We start from the raw sequence: 17,805 nt of genomic DNA, 5'->3' as shown, positions 1-17,805 counted from the left end.
CGTCATACATAAATGTATTGGCTCTGAAAACTTGGACCGGAGGCGGAGCGTCTCCGGCTTTGCGGATTATTTCTCGTGCCAAGACCCCGAAACAAATGTTTTTACTTCATTCCATAAATAAATTTGGTTGCTCTCAAACCCTTTTGCCAGGGGAATCCTAAATCCTTGCCCTTGCTGATTGCTGCCTGCTCAAGAGCCTCTTCGGTCAAGGTTTGTTCCTTGGCTCCCTGCCTCTTTGTTGATGTGCCCCGCCCCAGACAGCCAATATTGCTGTAGACAGTTAAGACACTTGAAGTGTGACTTTGCGTATACTCCTAACTATTATGTAAGGTAAAATATCGCTGCATGTAACTGTGTCGCCTCTTGGACTTAATCTTTGTGGGTGACTTCCTCCTCAGTTGCTAATACACTCAATCAATCGATCATGCAACCACCGATTAAAGTTGGCACTGTCTTGCAAAACCGTTACCGCATAATTCAAATTCTCGGACAAGGAGGATTTGGTAGAACCTATCTGGCAGAAGACCAGAGGCGCTTTAACGAACTTTGCGCGATCAAGGAATTGATTTCAACAGCAACGGAGGCTTTGGCTTGGAAGAAGGCACAAGAGCTTTTTCACCGAGAAGCTGCCATTTTATATCAAATCGAACACCCACAAGTGCCTAAATTCCGGGAAAGATTTGAGCAAGACCAACGCTTATTTTTGGTGGAGGACTACGTTGCAGGTCAGACGTACCGAACTCTGCTGGCTGAACGTCAAGCTGTGGGTAAAACCTTTACAGAGGCTGAAGTATTGCAGCTAATACAGCTGTTGTTGCCTGTTTTAGAGCATATTCACAGTCGAGGGATTATTCACCGAGATATCTCGCCAGAAAATATTATTTTGCGAGATAGTGACGCTAAACCTGTGTTAATTGACTTTGGGGTGGTAAAGGAACTGGCAGAGCGTTTACGATCGCCAAATAGCCGAATGCCAGAAACCACTGTGGGAAAATTAGGCTACTCTCCTAGTGAACAAATGCAAACAGGGGGAGCTTATCCTAGTAGTGACTTGTATGCATTAGCGGTGAGTGCGATTGTTTTGCTGACTGGTAAAGAACCAAGGGATTTATTTGACGAAAACCAACTAACTTGGAATTGGCAGCGGTGGGTAAGAGTGAATCCGCGATTTGCTCAGGTTTTGAATCGAATGTTGAATCATATACCGAGCAATCGCTACCAAAGTGCTGCTAATGTATCCCAAGCACTGCAATCTCTGGCTCAACCCAGTGTCCCTACCCCTAATAATGTATCGAACTTGCAAACAATGGCTGTTGGTCGCCGGCCTAACTTAGTACCACCAGCAGCTTCGCCCAGGAAGAAACAACCCGATCCTGTGATTCCACCAAGTAATACTAGCTCAATCTTGGATAATCCGTTAGCGATCGCAGCAATTGCCATTGCTGTAGTGATCATCGCCGGATTTGGTTCTTGGGCATTGGTAAGTTCCATCCGCAGTCAGTCAAAACCATCAGCAAGTGAGACACTTCCACAAAATTTCCCTTCACCAGTGATTTCTGGTGGTACTACATTCACATCCACACCTACCAACGATCAACCTGTTGTATCTAGTAGGCGGCTCAATCTGCAAGCATCTAATAACATAACCACAGTTAAAGATACTCTCAAAACAAATCAAATAATTCGGTACACTTTTTTTGGGCAGGAAGGTGACAAGTTAACTGCGTTTCTTGACCCAGGAAGCAGCGTTTTACTAACAGTCTTCAGTCCCAATCAACAACCAATTGATCCGAATACCCAGCAAGTAACATCTTATGCAGATACATTGCTGGTTACTGGTAGATATACTATTGAGTTAACACTGCTTTCAGGAGTTGCCGAAAGCAATTACAACCTCAATGTTGCATTAGAAAAACCAGTCAAACCAACACCTACAGAGACACCTTTGCCAATTCCGACAGAAACACCCTTGCCAATTCCGACAGAGACACCCCTGCCATTTCCCACACAAACACCCCTGCCATTTCCCACACAAACACCCTTGCCATTTCCGACACAAACACCCCAGCCAATTCCCACACAAACACCACAGCCATTTCCGACAGAGACACCCCAGCCAATTCCAACACAAACACCTAACCCAATTCCTACAACTGGTGAAACGCCAACTTTACCGCCGGCTGATGGAACACAACCATTTTCTGGCCAAAGAAATTAATGTTAAACACACTACTGATTACTGGAACTGATACAGAAGCTGGTAAAACTGTTTTAACAACAGCATTAGCAGCCTATTGGCAAAAATATTACCCGCAGCGTAGCTGGGGAATCATGAAACCAATTCAATCGGGAATTGGCGATCGCGAGTGGTATCAAAAACTATTTGCACTAGAACAATCTGCTGAAGAAATTACACCTTTGTACTTTCAAGCGCCTTTAGCCCCTCCCATAGCAGCAGCACGGGAAAATCGCCGAGTCGATTTAGCACTTGTGTGGCAAGCTTTGTCTAAATTGCGATCGCATCGTGATTTTGTGCTTGTAGAAGCCTTAGGAGGGTTAGGTTCGCCAGTAACTGAGGAATTAACGGTAGCTGATTTGGCGGGGGAATGGCGTTTACCAACGGTATTGGTAGTGCCAGTTAGATTGGGTGCGATCGCTCAAGCAGTGGCGAACGTAGCATTAGCTAGACAATCGCGGATCAATCTCAAAGGTATTGTTCTGAACTGCGTACAACCTCGAACGGATGCAGAAATAGCTGACTGGACACCACCCCAATTGATTCAATCACTTACTAACACGCCAGTTTTAGGCTGCTTGCCCTATTTAGATAACCTGACTGATTTAGATAAACTTGCTCAAGTAGCATCAGATTTAGATTGGGAAACACTGACACTTTAAATAGGGCATTGGGAACTTGTACTGAGCGTTCGCGTAGCGTCTCGTAGAGAAGCCGAAGTATTGGTCATTGGAGAAAAAGACTTGAGTAACTGATCGTAGTGAACGTTCAATCCCTGTTTACAACCGATGCAGTCACAGTTCTGACATAACTCGGTAATAGCTTTGTCAATAAGACGTGCAATGGTAAGAAAAGATGAAATTAACCTAACTTTAGTGACACACAAGGCAGGATTTACCTGCCTTATTTAATTTTTGGGCATGGAACGGGGGACATCTGCCCGATTTTCTTTTTTGTTGGGCTTACCAGCCGTGATTTTGGCAGGTGCTGTAGAACTTCCACACTCTTACGAAGGCAGGACTGAGTACGGCTGGTTGGTTGACTTATGTTGGTAGGCTATAATCTTTGCCAGGATTTTCGCTTTTGTAGCAATTTGGGGACTTGTTGAGGTTAGCCCTCTAAAGTCAAGTCCTCTGAGGTTAGCCATTGCTTGTGCTAGTTGCGTAAGTCCTGAAGAAGATTCTGATGATGATTCTTCGCCATTCGCTACGATAAACTAAGTTAGCTGTACTTAAACTAGCTTGTCTTCATAATGGTTTCTACCTTTCCCAATCCCTCTTCAAGTATTGACCTATCTCGCATCCGACTTTCAATCCGCTCATTGCAACCACAATTGATCGAGTGGCGGCGGCGATTGCATCAACAACCAGAGTTGGGTTTTAAAGAAAAACTGACTGCTGAGTTTGTCTCACAAAAGTTACAAGAATGGGGAATTGAGCATCAAACTGGCATTGCTCACACTGGCATTGTTGCCACCATCAAGGGTAACAAATTAGGCACAGAGAAAGTTTTAGCGATTCGGGCAGATATGGATGCTTTGCCAATCCAAGAACTCAACGAAGTGCCCTACAAATCGCAGAATGATGGAGTGATGCACGCTTGTGGACATGATGGACATACAGCGATCGCTTTAGGTACAGCTTATTATCTCCAGCAGCATCGCCAAGATTTCTCCGGTACCGTGAAAATTATCTTTCAGCCAGCGGAAGAATCACCAGGAGGCGCAAAGCCGATGATTGAAGCTGGAGTCCTGAAAAATCCTGATGTTGACGCAATTATTGGTTTGCACTTATGGAATAATTTGCCCTTGGGAACAGTGGGTGTGCGGGCTGGGGCGTTGATGGCAGCTGTGGAGTGCTTTAACTGCACAATTTTGGGCAAAGGTGGACATGGCGCACTACCCCATCAAACTGTTGACTCTGTTGTAGTTGCTGCTCAAATTGTGAATGCTTTGCAAACCATTGTCGCTCGGAATGTTAATCCCATTGATTCGGCAGTGGTGACAGTAGGCGAACTTCATGCTGGAACCAAGCGAAATGTGATCGCTGATACAGCGAGAATGACTGCCACTGTCAGGTATTTTAATCCTAGTTTGAAAGGCTTTTTCAACCAGCGTGTCGAGCAGATTATTGCTGGAATTTGTCAAAGTCATGGTGCGAGTTATGACTTAGAATACTGGTCACTTTATCCACCAGTAATTAATGATATTAAGATGGCAGAATTGGTGCGAACTGTAGCAGAAAAAGTGGTAGAAACCCCGATGGGTATTGTGCCAGAATGTCAAACTATGGCTGCTGAAGATATGTCATTCTTCTTGCAAGAGGTTCCTGGTTGCTATTTCTTCTTAGGTTCTGCTAACCCTGAGAAAGACTTAGCCTATCCTCATCATCATCCCCGGTTTGATTTTGATGAAACAGCGTTGGGAATAGGTGTGGAAATATTTGTCAGATGCGTGGAGAACTTTTTAAATTAATTGAATGGGTGTAAATTAGCTGTTTTTAAGAACTACAATTTTTTAGTCTGGCTTAAGCTCAAAGATTTAGCTGATCAAACTGGTCAGACAATCTATCAAATTAAGCATAGATTGTTATCAAATTATTTAGTTCAGCAACTAAAACGTCCGGCTATTCCCATGTTTCTCGCCTAGTTGTTTGGCGCGCGGCACATCTACACCGCGCCATCGCTTGTGACAGTTGCGTAAGTCCTGACTACGCTTACTTTGTTACTCCTGAGTTGATATTTCTTCCTGCGATAAATTTGCTAACTCTGATGCTAGGGTTTCTTCCAATAAGTCTACAATTGCGTGTGCATCAGTAGGGGACTTCATTATTTCAGCCTCCGGGTCAAAGCGATTTTTGACATTGGGAATATCTTGGCGTAATTCCTCAATCAAAGCGATGAGTTTAGCGATTTTCTGCTCAGAGAGCAGGTTGAGTTGAAGGCTAAGTTGCGCCCGTTGCTCTGCTAACTTTTCTTGTCGTTCTTGTTTAATCAATACCCCTGTTGTCACCAACAATGAACCCGCAGTCAGTGAAAATTGTAACCAAGGAAATGGAACTTCCTCAAATCTAGGTACACCTAAACGTCGTGGTAAGGCATTGGGTATTACCCAAAGAATAATCCCAAGCAGAATGCTATACAGGAATACAGGACGACCAAAAAAGATGGTTATTGTTTCTACAAAGCGCTGGTGTTGTGGGACATTTTTTTCAGAACGTCTGTGCAATGCGATGATAGTCTCGATATTTTGACTAATAGATTCTGGTAATGGGGCAGTGGGCAGAATTTTTTGCGATACTTGCTGTGAATCACTTGAATTTGGTTGATTGTTAGTTTGCATTGGTAGTCTAGTGTTATAAATGATTCCTTCAACTGACTAACTTCAATTTTGACTGGAAGGCGATACTTGAAGGTATAAAGAATGCATGAAAGTACCCACAGATAGATTTTGGTAAATTGCTATTGCTACTGAATCAAACAAGGTTTTTGGAGTTTATTTATTGCTGTTTTGCCAGAACATATGCCTAGATTTATTGATACCTAATACTCATTCTGACACGCTTTTAGTTGGTTATGGTGGTTGGCGTTAGTGAATTAGGAAAGCTCACGCAGAGGCGCAGAGAGGAAGATTGAGGTTTTGTGGCAACTGCCGATCTAACTATTGCGATCGTAATAGCAACAAATGCGACTGCCGATCTAACTATTGCGATCGCAATAGCAACAAATGCCGCTGCCGATCTAACTATTGCGATCGCAATAGCAACAAATGCCGCTGCTGATCTAACTATTGTGATCGCAATAGCAACAAATGCCGCTGCCGATCTAACTATTGCGATCGCAATAGCAACAAATGCGACTGCTGATCTAACTATTGTGATCGCAATAGCAACAAATGCCGCTGCCGATCTAACTATTGCGACGTTAAGTTGACTTGATATGATTCTTTTAACCAGTGTTCTACTGTTTCGGGACGATTGTCGGGTTGTAGTTCCATTGCGTGGAAAATAGCTTGATTGACGCGATCGCGATCGCGGTCTTGGTCAGTGAATTGGTTAAGCAAATTGGGATTCAATGTTTTAATCACAACATTCTTGCCATCCCGATCCTCAGCAAGATAAGTAATAGCGAAGTGTCCCTGTCCTAACTCTTGTTTAATTTCATACTGATCGCGGTGTAACTTTTATCCAGATGCCCAAGTCATTGGTTGATTATCTCAGAGACTTGTATTAATTTTTGCATATAGCAATTCTCCTGTGGATGTAATACACCTTTTTATCAAAAATGTGCTGTAGCTTGTACCCTGACATCTAATAGTTAAGCAGTTATGCTTCAAAAAATACAAGATGACGCGATCGCAGAAGTTGTGTTATAAAAACGGGCAACCTCTGAGGATTTCTGTATTTTTGCCTGATCGCTGACGGATACTCGAATTTTTCGTTAAATGCGTAATTCCTACACTAATGGAATCAAATGCTACTGTAAGCAATCAACCTTTAGCGTTTAATTATTCAGTAATCTTTAAAAAATCGAAAAAAATTATGTTAAGTATCCCTATTAACCTAAATTTACCTCGTACACCCCGTTTAATAACTTCCTTACCTGGGCCTCGTGCTCAAGCAATTGTACAACGCGATCGCGCTGTAACTTCCCCTTCTTATACCCGCGATTATCCCTTAGTTGTATCTCGCGGCCAGGGCTGTATGGTGGAAGATGTGGATGGCAATGTATTTCTGGATATGACCGCAGGTATTGCTGTTACCGCCACCGGACACGCCCACCCAGAAGTCGTCAAAGCAATTCAAGAACAGTCGGAGCGTCTACTGCACATGTCAGGGACGGATTTTTATTATGAGCCGATGGTGGAACTAGCGGAACAATTGGCGAGTCGTGCCCCTTTTCCCAATCCACAGAATAACGCTAAGTTCCCTGCAAAAGTATTTTTCACCAATTCTGGCGCAGAATCCAACGAAGGAGCCATCAAACTAGCTCGATATTACACCAAGCGATCGCTAATCATAGCTTTCTTAGGTGCATTTCACGGACGCACCTATGGGGCAATGTCTCTCACGGGTTCCAAAGCAGTGCAGCGAGCTAATTTTGGGCCTTTAGTTCCTGGTGTTACTCATATCCCCTACGGCACTCATGCTAGCTTAGATTACCTGGAAAAACAGCTATTCACGACAATTTTACCAGCGCAAGAAGTAGCGGCGATCGTAGTCGAAGCGATTCAAGGAGAAGGTGGGTATATCGTACCAGAGGATGGTTTCTTGCAACGGATTCGGGATATTTGCGATCGCCACGGTATTCTAATGGTAGTGGATGAAGTGCAAGCGGGGATGGGGCGGACTGGTCGCTTATTTGCGATCGAGCATTGGGGAGTGATGCCTGATATCATTACTACTGCCAAAGGTATCGCCAGTGGTCTGCCTTTAGGAGCGATACTTGCCAGACCTGAGTTAATGACTTGGCCTCCTGGTTCTCACGCTACCACATTTGGCGGTAATCCCGTAGCTTGTGCTGCTGGTATTGCCACACTGCGACTGCTAGAAAGTGGTTTGATGAGCAACGCTACCCAGATGGGGCAATTATTACAAGCGAGTCTGACCAAGTTGCATCAAAGATTTCCCAAGGTATCGCCGCCACGAGGTAAGGGTTTGATGGTTGCGGTGGACTTATTGGATGAACAGGGTAATCTTAATCATAAATTGCGCGATCGCATTATCCAAGAAGCTTTTTTACGCGGTTTATTGTTACTAGGTTGCGGTAAAGCAGCAATTCGTTTTTGTCCACCTCTAGTTATCGACAGCGACCAAATTCACATAGCCCTTCAGATTATCAGTGAGATTTTAAGTTCTTAGAAAGATAAGTGGGACTTGTAGAGACGTGATTAATCGCGTCTCTACTGTTAACTAATCACAAATAACTAATCTATATGAAACCCGAAATTGCCCTTCATTTATGGAAATTACTTTGGCAAGAATACAGCGCCAGGGTAAATCATGCCCGTACCTACCAGCAAATGATTACTGCTGCGGGTGGGACTGTCGCCAACGACCACATCGCCTTTCGGTCTTTGCGTTTATTAGTAGATAGTCCACAGGGTCAAGTTAACTTGGGAATTGACTACCTTGGGCAACTTGCAGAAGCTTTAGGTTACATGGCAGTTGGAGAGTATAATTTTGCTCAAACTCATCTGTATGCCCGTCATTATCGTCATCCACAGCAAGAGGAATTTAATTTACCCAAACTGTTTATCAGCGAGTTGATTGTCGATGAATTGCCTGCTAATATTGCCCAACTCATCTCTAAAACAGTATCTTCAATCCAATACGACCTGACCTCACCGCTTACTCTTCTACAAAAAGACGGGAACATTGAAACTATTGCCAAACAACTCCAGCAAGTCTTCACCCGCCCTTGGCTACCTCCCCAGCGTTCTGTTGTCGAAGAGGTGAATCAGGTTACTCAGTATGGGGCTTGGGTATTGCTGCACGGATATGGTGTTAACCATTTCACAGGCTACGTTAACGGCCAGAATACTCCAGAATATCCAGACATTGATACTACCGCCAGTGCTTTGGCTAACCTGGGTGTACCAATGAAAGCAGAGATAGAGGGAAATGTTGCTTGTGGTTTGCGGCAAACTGCAACTCAAGCAGTAACAGAAATGGTGACAGTGTTAGATGATAACAGTGGCGCAGAAATTCAGATCCCTTGGACTTACGCCTATTATGAAATTGCCCAGCGCTATCTAGTAGAAGTGGAATCTGGAAAGCAGGTACTTTTCGATGCTTTTTTAGGAAGTAATGCCCAGCAATTATTTGAAATGACTCGTTTATCTAAATAGCCCAGAGTTGTTAGTGAAGAAATAAGCTTCAAGGTTCTGAACTCGAAGTTTCATGTTCTGAACTCGGAGTTTTATATTCTGAACTCGGAGTTTCGTGTTCTGAACTCGAATTTTTATATTCTGAACTCGGAGTTTCGTGTTCTGAACTCGAAGTTTTATATTCTGAACTCGGAGTTTCGTGTTCTGAACTCGGAGTTTCGTGTTCAAAGCTCGGAGTTTCGTGTTCAAAGCTCGAAGTTTCGTGTTCCAAGCTTGGAACTCGGTGTTTTGGAAGAATTATGCTTGCAACACAAAATCAGATGCCGTGAGAGTTGACGCACCAGTTAGAGTCGCAAATTAACCACCGCTGCCAAAACCAGTGTTTCAAGCTTGAAGTTTCGTGTTCCAAGCTTGAAACTCCGTGTTTTGAGCGAACTACGCTTGCAACACAAAATCAGATGCCGTGAGAGTTGGCGCACCAGTTAGAGTCGCAAATAGACCACCACTGCCAAAACCAGTCGCGCTGCCATTTTGGTTGTAGAACAACTGCCCACTCACAGGATCGTACACGATTTTCGCGGTGCTAGTCCCCGCTGAAGAAGTGATTTTAAAATCACTGGCGTTACTAAAACCAGTTCCGGCAGCTGAAGTAATTGCATTAAAGGTAGTTTTATCTAGGATAATCTTGTCACCTTGGGAGTGTTTGAAGTCAGCGATCGCATCTACACCAACGGCAGTCAGGGCAAAGGCTGTATCGGTGTTGTAAAGGAATATGTCAGCACCTACACCACCAACGAGAACATCATTGCCTACACCACCCACAAGAGTATCATTATCTTCTCCACCGATGAGAATATCATCGCCTGACCCGCCCCGCAACAGGTCATTGCCACTGTTGCCATTAATAATGTCGTTACCTCCTTGACCATTAATCACATCATTGGAGTTGTCAAAACCGGCGATATTATTGTTTAAGTCATTCAGGAAGGTGACAGTGTTTTTGTTGAAAATGTTAGTTTGAGTGGAGTTGGCAGTAATCACATCAAAGCTGTCGGTGATGCTGCTTTGCCCATCAAACTCTATATTGCCGAGTGCAGGTCTTGAAGAACTTGCTGGTAGGTTATCCAGGTTTGGTAGTTTGAAGTTTTGCAGAGTTACTTTGGTGTTAGCTACATTTTCAAACGTGACTTCTAAGTTGTTGCCATTTTCAGTTAGTTGCAAATTTCGGGCAGTTAGTCCCGAACCGATAAATTGCAGTGTATCAACATTAGCAATCACTGCTGCTGCTGGGTTTGAGCCTTTACCTCCTACGCCACTAAAATCGGTGATGATATCATTGCCATCGCCAGAGCGAATAATAAACTTATCTTGACCACCGTTGCCCGTGAGGATATCATTACCAGCTTTGCCGTCGATGATATTGTTGCTAATTGTGCCGAAAAGAGTATCTGTACCAGCAGTTCCCGTCAGGTTAATGGTGCTGCCACTGCCGATATTTTTTCCGCCAAACACCACGTAGCTCTGCCCTGAAAAAATGCCGTTGGGGGAGGCACCTGGTGCCCCGATAATCAGGTCGTCAAAACCATCGCTGTTGATGTCTCCCGCACTGCTGACTTGGATGCCTGATGGGTACATTTCAGTGATGCCATTGATGACAAAGCCGTTAGTGCCGTTAAGGGTGGACAGGTTGAATTGGGCTTCAAAACCTCCCTTGCTGCCAAACACCACGTAGCTCTGCGCTGACCCTGTGTCGTTAAGGGAGGCAACGTTTTTCCCGATAATCAGGTCGTCGATACCGTCGCCGTTGATATCTCCCGCACTGCTGACAACGCTTGATTCGTCATCCGCCGCGATGCCGTTGATGGCAAAGCCGTTAGTGCCGTTGAGAGTGGAGAGATTGAATTGGGCACCAAAACCGCCCTTGCTGCCAAACACCACGTAGCTCTGCCCTGATTGGATAGCGTTGGGGGAGGCATTCGTTGCCCCAATAATCAGATCGTCGATACCGTCACCGTTGATGTCTCCCGCACTGCTGACATAACGGCCTGAGGTGTCACCTGGATTAATGCCGTTAATGGCAAAGCCGTTAGTGCCATTGAGAGTAGAGAGATTGAGTTGGGCATCAAAACCACTCTTGCTGCCAAACACCACGTAGCTCTGCCCTGATTGGATAGTGTTGGGGGCAATTGGTGCTCCGATAATTAGGTCAGCGATGCCGTCACCGTTGATGTCTCCTGCACTGCTGACAGAAGTGCCTGAGAAGTCATATTGATTGATGCCGTTGATGGCAAAGCCATTAGTGCCGTTGAGGGTAGAGAGGTTGAATTGGGCATTAAAACCGCTCTTGCTGCCAAACACCACGTAGCTCTGCCCCGATCCTTCACTGTTGGGGTCGGCAGATGATGCCCCGATAATCAGGTCGTCGATACCATCGCCATTGATGTCTCCCACACTGCTGACAACGTTTGCTTGGTCAAATGCATTGATGCCGTTGATGGCAAAGCCATTAGTGCCGTTGAGGGTGGAGAGGTTGAATTGGGCATTAAAACCGCTCTTGCTGCCAAACACCACGTAGCTCTGCCCTGAGTTTGTGCCGTTGGGGTCGGCAAAGGATGCCACGATAATCAGGTCGTCGATACCGTCGCCGTTGATGTCTCCTGCACTGCTGACAGAACCGCCTGAGTCGTCACCTGGATTAATGCCGTTGATGGCAAAGCCATTAGTACCGTTGAGGGTGGAGAGTTTGAATTGGGCATCAAAACCACTCTTGCTGCCAAACACCACGTAGCTCTGCCCTGAGCTTGTGCCGTTGAGGTCGGCACCTGGTGCCCCGATAATCAGGTCGTCGATGCCGTCGCCGTTGATGTCTCCCGCACTGCTGACAGAAATGCCTGAGGCGTCATCTGGATTGATGCCGTTGATAGCAAAGCCGTTAGTGCCGTTGAGATTTGAAAGGTTAAAAGTTGAATTTACCATCATTTCTCCAGTGTTAGTTTTTATGAGTTATTTGTCGTTAGTCATTAGCAAAGACACTAGTACAGCACGGCGTAAATAAGCAGACCATTGAAAAGCCCTAAAGAGCTTATTCCATAGTAATTTTGACTTTTGACTTTTGACTTTTGACTTCCGCCAAGCGGTACTAGTACCGCTTGGCGGAAATCGTAATTACGATTAAATACTCTGATGATTATCTAAGCATTGTCAAGAAACTGGGTGTAATTATGGTAAAGTTACAGTTAATTTTATGAGGTGGCAAGTAAAGTTTTTGTGTAAGTGTAGTCCGTCGGAGACATCGCGCTATTTTTATACATTGTTTTGAGGAAGGAAACCCAATATTTGCGGGTTTGTTGGCTAAAGTTTGCGTTCTACACAATTTAAACCACAGCCTTAGGGACTTCCAGTTAAAAAAACATCCCATCCCTGCGGGACGCTCCGCGAACGTAGGGGCGCAAGGACAAGATCCCCTACAAATGTACAAATAATTTTGGATAATTTATTTTTTGTCAGTCCCTTAGTACAGTTCTGCGTAAGAACGTAGCATATTTAATGAAGAGAAACGCATTAAGATTGCAGCCGATGCGTTGGCATTGTAAACAGACGCATTAAGATTGCAGCCGATGCATTGGCATTGTAACCAGACACATTAAGATTGCAGCCGACGCATTGGCATTGTAAACAGACGCATTAAGATTGCAGCCGATACATTGGCATTGTAACCAGACGCATTAAGATTGCAGCCGATGCATTGGCATTGTAAGGTATTACTAAGTTTAATTCGCTACGAATTAATGAAATGCTGTACTTGGTAAGGAAAATTGCAATGATTGTAACGAAAATTATGATATTTGTGACAAACATCGCGATGTTTATAACCACAATCGCGATGTTTGTCACCGAAACTAAGGCTGATGTTCAGAGAGTGTCGCGCTTTGCCAAATATTGATACATTTGCCAACGTGCATCAACCTCAGCTTGCGCTTGTTCTAACAAGTGCTTGGCAACGTCGGGTTTGCTCTTGGTGAGCATTTTGAAGCGATTTTCTTGATACATCGAATCTTCTACAGATTGCTTAGGCGATCGCATATCCAATTGCAAAGGATTTTTACCCTGTTTGAGCAACTCTGGATTATGGCGATACAGCAACCAACGACCTGATTCTACCAGAGTTTTTTGGTGATTCATCCCTGTGGTCATATTAATGCCGTGGGCGATGCAATGGCTGTAAGCAATAATCAGTGATGGCCCATCATAAGCTTCTGCTTCTAGAAATGCTTTGAGAGTATGTTCATCTCTAGCACCAAGCGCTACACTCGCTACGTAGACATTTCCGTAGGTCATGGCAATCATCCCTAAGTCTTTTTTAGGTGCAGGCTTGCCACTGGCGGCATATTTAGCAACTGCTGCTCGTGGCGTAGCTTTAGAAGATTGACCGCCTGTATTAGAATACACTTCTGTATCCATTACTAAGATATTCACATTTCGACCACTAGCAATTACATGATCGATGCCGCCAAAATCAATGTCATAAGCCCAACCGTCACCACCAACAATCCAGACGCTTTTTCTCACCAAGTAGTCTGCAAGGGATTTGAGATTTTGGATTTTGGATTTTAGACTTCGGCTCCTTTCGGCTTCGCTCAAGGCAAGTCGCTCAGTCGAACGATTGGGGTCGAGAGTTAGGATTTCATCTAACTTCTGCTGCAACAGTTCTATTCTTTCCCGCTGTTCCCAAATGTCAGCTTCAGATTTTTGTTCAGCTTTGAGGATGGAATAGACAAGGTTTTCATCTATTTCACTCCCCAATTGTTGCAATAATTCCGCCGCAAACTCAGCTTGTTTGTCGAGGGAAAGGCGGAAGCCAAAACCGAATTCGGCGTTATCTTCAAATAGATTATTAGACCACGCGGGGCCACGTCCTTGGGCGTTTGTTGTCCAAGGAGTTGTGGGGAGGTTACCACCATAAATTGAGGAACAACCTGTAGCATTGGCGATGACGGCGCGATCGCCAAACAATTGTGTTAATAATTTCAAATAAGGTGTTTCACCACAACCTGCACAAGCACCAGAGAATTCAAATAAAGGTTCTTGCAGTTGTTGTTGGCGAATCTGGTTTAATTTTAGCGATCGCCTGTCAGGATTAGGCAAACTCAAGAAGAAATCCCAGTTTTTGCGCTCTTGCTGTTGTAAAGGCAACTGCTGTGCCATATTAATCGCTTTCAGCAATGGCTCAGATTTATCTTTAGCAGGGCAAATATTTACACAAATAGTGCATCCTGTGCAATCTTCTGGAGCAACTTGAATGGTAAATTTTTGATTGGCAAAGTCTTTATCTTTTGCACCAGTTGACTTGAAAGTTTCTGGTGCATTAACTAACTCATCCGCTTGATAAGCCTTTGCACGGATGGCACTATGGGGACAAACCATGACGCACTTACCACATTGTATGCAGACATCCGGCTCCCATACAGGTATCTCTTCGGCAACATTACGTTTTTCCCACTTGGCAGTACCTACGGGAAAGGTGCCATCAACAGGTAGTGTGCTAACAGGTAAGTCATCACCTTCCCAGACCATGATTTTGCCCAGAACTTCCCGCACAAATTCAGGAGCAGAGTCTAGCAATTTTGGATTTTGGACTTCGGCTCCGCTCAGTCGAACGATTTTGGATTTTGGATTATTGATTGTCTGTGGTACATGTACTTTATGCAAGTTGTCTAAGGTGTTGTCTACAGCTTGCAAGTTCATGCGGACAACTTCTGCGCCTTTTTTACCATAAGTCTTGTCAATCGCTTGTTTGATTTTAGCGATCGCTTCTTCTTGTGGCAAGACACCCGCTAAGGCAAAGAAGCATACCTGCATAATAGTGTTAATTCTGCCACCCATGCCACTTTCACGGGCAACCTCGCTAGCATTGATGGTATATAACTTCAAATGCTTATCGATAATTTGCTGCTGCACTTTGAACGGCAGATTTTCCCAAACGCTATCTGCATCATAGGGACTGTTAAGCAGCAAAGTTGCCCCAGGAATAGCAGCCTTTAAAACATCTATGCGTTCCAGAAATCCCCAATGATGACAACCAATAAAGTTGGCTTGGTCAATTAGGTAGGTGGAGCGAATTGGTTCTTTACCGAAACGTAGGTGAGAGACAGTCATCGAGCCAGATTTCTTTGAGTCAAAGACAAAGTAGCCTTGGGCGTAATTGTCGGTTTCTTCACCAATAATCTTGATAGAGTTTTTGTTAGCCCCAACAGTGCCATCAGCACCCAACCCATAGAACATTGCCCTGACAACATTATCTGATTCTGTAGAGAAGTTGTGGTCAAAGCTCAAAGAAGTATGACTAACGTCGTCATTAATCCCAATTGTAAAGTGATTTTTTGGTTTGGCTTGGGCAAGATTATCAAAGATGCCCTTCACCATCGCTGGCGTAAATTCCTTAGAAGAAAGACCGTAACGACCACCAATAATTTTGGGGTACGAAAGAGTATTTTCTCCCCCTGCTTCCTTATCTCCCCACGCCTCATGGATAGCAGCTACAACATCCAAATACAAAGGTTCCCCGGCACTACCTGCTTCTTTAGTGCGGTCGAGAACTGCGATCGCTTTTACACTAGTTGGCAATACTGCAACAAACCTTTGGACATCAAAGGGGCGGTAAAGTCGCACTTTCACTACCCCAAGTTTTTCACCACGGGCGTTAAGGTAATCTACTGTTTCATGGACGGTTTCACAGCCTGAACCCATGATAACGATAACGCGATCGGCATCGTTGGCCCCGTAATATTCATAGATTTTGTAATGCCTTCCCGTGCGTTCTCCAAATTCATCCATGATCCGCTGGACAATTTCTGGACAAGCGTTGTAGTAAGGGTTAGCGGCTTCACGTCCTTGGAAGTAGACATCGGGGTTTTGGGCAGTCCCCCGCAAGACTGGACGATCTGGGGTGAGCGCACGGCTGCGGTGGGCGAGGATGAGGTGATCGTGGATGAGCGATCGCAAATCGTCATCTGACAGCAGTTTGACTTTCTGCACTTCATGGGAAGTGCGGAAGCCGTCAAAGAAGTGCATAAACGAGACTCGCGCTTCTAGGGTAGCAGCATGGGCGATGAGAGCAAAATCTTGACTTTCCTGCACAGAAGCGGAACACAGCAAAGCAAAACCAGTAGCCCGAGCTGCCATCACATCGCTATGGTCACCAAAAATTGATAAGGCGTGGGTAGCCAGGGAGCGGGCTGCAACGTGAACCACGGCACTAGTCAGTTCACCAGCAATTTTGTAGAAGTTGGGTATCATCAACAATAATCCCTGAGATGCCGTGAAGGTAGTACTCAGGGAACCTGTTTGTAATGCTCCATGCACAGCACCGGCGGCTCCTCCCTCGCTCTGCATTTGCACCACGCTGGGAACAGTACCCCAGAGATTGGGACGACTTTCTGCTGACCAAGCATCTGCCCATTCACCCATTGCTGAAGAGGGGGTGATGGGATAAATGGCAATCACTTCATTTAATTTGTAAGCAACACGGGCGACAGCCTCATTCCCGTCGATGGTTGCAAAGGTTTTGTTCATAATATGATTTTTGTCCCCGCCTCTAAGCTGCATGATCAGAACACGTGAATATAAGAATCAGAAATAGCTAGAACTAGAAAGTGAGTGGATTATATACATTAAAGATTTATCGGTAGGATTTACTCCGTGTTGAAAGGATAATTTATTAATGGCTTTTGGCTCTTAAATTAACTTTCAACAAATATTGCATCTATTAATATCTCATCTGCAATATTGCATCTATTCACATGTATTAATAATGTACTCAATAACCGAAGTCTCTCTTTGATAAGACTTTCAGGCAGTTTCTTCTTTTTTGTGGGGTATAGGGTCGGGAATCTCTGATACAAAATATTCCCGAAATGAGAAACTTTCCTAAGATGAGGAAATCTTATTGACTTTTGACTTCTGAATTCGACCACAACATAAATCTCCATTTGCTTGCAAGACAAAGCAGCCTCCGAAGTTTGGAGGCTCGCCACAAGAGATTTGTAGACAAATAATGCTTATCGAGTTTGAGCTATAAACTCACTTTTTTGCATTACTACCATAAAGTTTGACCAAAGGTAAACCTCTATTCGGAATACTACTAAGAAAAAGTTGCTTAATATCGTTCGATTTAAACGATACACCAAAATAGAATGCGTGAATTACTCAAATGAGAAAGTAATCAGGCATTTTGAGAAAGCAATTAGGTATTTTGCTTATTAAATTCGACTTTATCTTTACTTTTACTTTATAAATGACCTCTAAGCAGCCATTATTACAACTATTTTCAGGTAAATAGACCACACTATAAGGGCACAGCAATGCTCATTGGTATCAACTTAAGCGCAAACTCCTTTAAAATCTCGTTTCCAGCCTCTGGCTGGAAATGCTCTTTCATTGTGGCTCTGCAACAAGTTAAGAGGCGGAGCCTCTCATTAGGCATTCCCAGTCAGAGACTGGGAACGAGACAAGGAGACAATCTCTAAAAGCTTTTGCTATATATATGGTTCAATTAAATGAAAACTGCTGTAAGTAAGTTTGACGAATTACGAATTGGTATTACTTGCCTGTTGTAGCGGTATCTGTGCCATCGGTCTTTAACTGACCATCGGTTGAGTCGATGGGGGATATTATTCCCCGCACCTCTCAGTTAAATCTGGGCGTGCGGCTTTCACCGCACCCAGCTTCCGATGTTCTTAGCTTG

12 protein-coding genes and 1 pseudogene are annotated in these 17,805 nt (G+C 44.3%); 8 read left to right on the top strand and 5 right to left on the bottom strand.

All coding sequences use genetic code 11. The annotated features are described in order from the left end of the window. The first annotated feature begins 424 nt into the window (after positions 1-424). From V7K49_RS18735 to V7K49_RS34720, 5 genes and pseudogenes are all read left to right on the top strand, one after another. Positions 425-2,218 carry a protein kinase domain-containing protein gene (locus tag V7K49_RS18735; protein ID WP_335206825.1) on the top strand — a complete coding sequence of 598 codons (1,794 nt, stop codon included), beginning with the start codon at positions 425-427 and terminating at the stop codon, positions 2,216-2,218. Next, positions 2,218-2,898 (top strand): dethiobiotin synthase, encoded by a 681-nt coding sequence (gene bioD, locus V7K49_RS18730; RefSeq protein WP_334867906.1) that lies wholly within the window; start codon positions 2,218-2,220, stop codon positions 2,896-2,898. Before V7K49_RS18735 ends, bioD begins: the two co-directional genes overlap by 1 nt. Positions 2,899-3,156: 258 nt before the next feature. After that, on the top strand, positions 3,157-3,291 hold the full coding sequence (locus V7K49_RS18725) for a hypothetical protein (protein WP_335206824.1): 135 nt from the start codon (positions 3,157-3,159) through the stop codon (positions 3,289-3,291). 197 nt (positions 3,292-3,488) lie between these two features. Next, positions 3,489-4,709, top strand: a complete 1,221-nt coding sequence (locus V7K49_RS18720) for a M20 family metallopeptidase (protein ID WP_335206823.1) — start codon at positions 3,489-3,491, stop codon at positions 4,707-4,709. Between the two features lie 42 nt (positions 4,710-4,751). After that, positions 4,752-4,883, top strand: a pseudogene (locus V7K49_RS34720) (IS701 family transposase); the annotation flags it as partial. 75 nt (positions 4,884-4,958) lie between these two features. Here the strand turns inward: V7K49_RS34720 and V7K49_RS18715 are convergent. Continuing rightward, positions 4,959-5,576, bottom strand: a complete 618-nt coding sequence (locus V7K49_RS18715; protein WP_335206822.1) for a DUF1003 domain-containing protein — start codon at positions 5,574-5,576, stop codon at positions 4,959-4,961. Positions 5,577-5,875: 299 nt separating this feature from the next. Between V7K49_RS18715 and V7K49_RS18710 the strand changes: the two genes are divergently transcribed. Then, positions 5,876-6,166: a hypothetical protein gene (locus tag V7K49_RS18710; protein ID WP_335206820.1), complete on the top strand. Its 291-nt coding sequence runs from the start codon at positions 5,876-5,878 to the stop codon at positions 6,164-6,166. Here V7K49_RS18710 and V7K49_RS18705 read toward each other — a convergent pair. Beyond that, on the bottom strand, positions 6,147-6,320 hold the full coding sequence (locus tag V7K49_RS18705; protein WP_335206819.1) for a hypothetical protein: 174 nt from the start codon (positions 6,318-6,320) through the stop codon (positions 6,147-6,149). The two genes, V7K49_RS18710 and V7K49_RS18705, sit on opposite strands and share 20 nt — an antisense overlap. 454 nt (positions 6,321-6,774) lie before the next feature. On the opposite strand from V7K49_RS18705, the gene V7K49_RS18700 reads away from it, so the two are divergent. After that, positions 6,775-8,094: an acetyl ornithine aminotransferase family protein gene (locus V7K49_RS18700; RefSeq protein WP_335206817.1), complete on the top strand. Its 1,320-nt coding sequence runs from the start codon at positions 6,775-6,777 to the stop codon at positions 8,092-8,094. Positions 8,095-8,168: 74 nt separating this feature from the next. Then, positions 8,169-9,083, top strand: a complete 915-nt coding sequence (locus V7K49_RS18695; protein WP_335206816.1) for a DUF1338 domain-containing protein — start codon at positions 8,169-8,171, stop codon at positions 9,081-9,083. 28 nt (positions 9,084-9,111) lie between these two features. Here the strand turns inward: V7K49_RS18695 and V7K49_RS18690 are convergent, their stop codons facing one another. The 3 genes from V7K49_RS18690 to nifJ all read right to left on the bottom strand — a co-directional run bounded on the left by V7K49_RS18690 (position 9,112) and on the right by nifJ (position 16,634). Beyond that, positions 9,112-9,333, bottom strand: coding sequence for a hypothetical protein (locus tag V7K49_RS18690; protein WP_335206814.1), 222 nt, complete (start codon positions 9,331-9,333; stop codon positions 9,112-9,114). A 164-nt stretch (positions 9,334-9,497) separates the two neighbouring features. Further along, the gene (locus tag V7K49_RS18685) at positions 9,498-12,038 is read right to left on the bottom strand and encodes a beta strand repeat-containing protein (protein WP_442948677.1); all 2,541 of its coding nucleotides are present in this window, start codon (positions 12,036-12,038) and stop codon (positions 9,498-9,500) included. Between the two features lie 936 nt (positions 12,039-12,974). Continuing rightward, positions 12,975-16,634: a pyruvate:ferredoxin (flavodoxin) oxidoreductase gene (gene nifJ, locus V7K49_RS18680; RefSeq protein WP_335206811.1), complete on the bottom strand. Its 3,660-nt coding sequence runs from the start codon at positions 16,632-16,634 to the stop codon at positions 12,975-12,977. Between the last annotated feature and the right edge of the window lie 1,171 nt (positions 16,635-17,805).

This window comes from Nostoc sp., from assembly GCF_036919675.1.
In the GTDB taxonomy this organism is placed as follows: Bacteria; Cyanobacteriota; Cyanobacteriia; order Cyanobacteriales; family Nostocaceae; genus Nostoc.
Note: the sequence above shows the minus strand (reverse complement) of the source record. Positions and strands in the feature narration are given on the sequence as shown.

Coding starts and splice junctions, on each gene's coding strand:
- V7K49_RS18735 (WP_335206825.1), top strand. CDS start 425: ATGCAACCACCGATTAAAGTTGGCACTGTCTTGCAAAACCGTTACCGC.
- V7K49_RS18700 (WP_335206817.1), top strand. CDS start 6,775: ATGTTAAGTATCCCTATTAACCTAAATTTACCTCGTACACCCCGTTTA.
- bioD (WP_334867906.1), top strand. CDS start 2,218: ATGTTAAACACACTACTGATTACTGGAACTGATACAGAAGCTGGTAAA.
- V7K49_RS18725 (WP_335206824.1), top strand. CDS start 3,157: ATGGAACGGGGGACATCTGCCCGATTTTCTTTTTTGTTGGGCTTACCA.
- nifJ (WP_335206811.1), bottom strand. CDS start 16,634: ATGAACAAAACCTTTGCAACCATCGACGGGAATGAGGCTGTCGCCCGT.
- V7K49_RS18720 (WP_335206823.1), top strand. CDS start 3,489: ATGGTTTCTACCTTTCCCAATCCCTCTTCAAGTATTGACCTATCTCGC.
- V7K49_RS18715 (WP_335206822.1), bottom strand. CDS start 5,576: ATGCAAACTAACAATCAACCAAATTCAAGTGATTCACAGCAAGTATCG.
- V7K49_RS18695 (WP_335206816.1), top strand. CDS start 8,169: ATGAAACCCGAAATTGCCCTTCATTTATGGAAATTACTTTGGCAAGAA.
- V7K49_RS18685 (WP_442948677.1), bottom strand. CDS start 12,038: ATGGTAAATTCAACTTTTAACCTTTCAAATCTCAACGGCACTAACGGC.